Source organism: Vibrio sp. 2134-1 (genome assembly GCF_033339495.1).
This window is the reverse complement of record NZ_JAWOUS010000619.1, coordinates 1-617: the sequence shown is the minus strand read 5'-3', so window position 1 is coordinate 617 and position 617 is coordinate 1. Positions and strand designations below refer to the sequence as shown.

At 49.3% G+C, this 617-nt stretch carries 1 protein-coding gene; it reads left to right on the top strand.

The genetic code is table 11. The features are described 5' to 3' along the window. On the top strand, positions 1 to 401 hold a 401-nt coding region (locus tag R7R78_RS27575), incomplete at its 5' end, for a glycoside hydrolase domain-containing protein (protein WP_225474790.1). Positions 402 to 617 lie beyond the last annotated feature (216 nt).

Genomic DNA, 617 nt, shown 5'->3' with positions numbered 1-617 from the left:
CGCTAACGGATGAGCCATGGAAAGCGCAAGAGTACCTAGACCGCATCATGTCAGAGATGTACACCAGCGAACCAACTGGTTTGATTGGTAACGAAGACGTAGGTCAGATGAGCTCTTGGTACTTGATGTCGGCAATGGGCTTCTACCAAGTGACGCCTGCGGATCCGGTCTACACCATCGGTCGCCCTATGTTTGATGAAATCACCATTCCAGTGGAAGGCGGCGAGTTCACAGTCATCGCGGACAACAACAGCCCACACAACAAGTACGTGAAGTCCGTAACCATCAACGGCAAACCGCTGGATGCCAACTTCACCTTCAAACACAGCGAAATCAAAGCGGGCGGCGAGCTTCACTTCGTCATGACGGGTGACAAGCAAGAAGCGCTTCAAGCTCAGTAACGTTTTATGTAATTCGTGTTTAAAGAATAAGCAGATAGATTAACTCAGTGGCAGGAAGTGATGCGCTTCCTGCCTAAGGAATCAAGATTATGAACTTTACGAAAACCGCTATCGCCACCGCAGTGATTGCAAGTGTTATTGGTTTGGCTGGCTGCAACGATGACGACGATAACACCTCACCAAGCGTCGATACTTCCAACCTAAAATACGTCGACC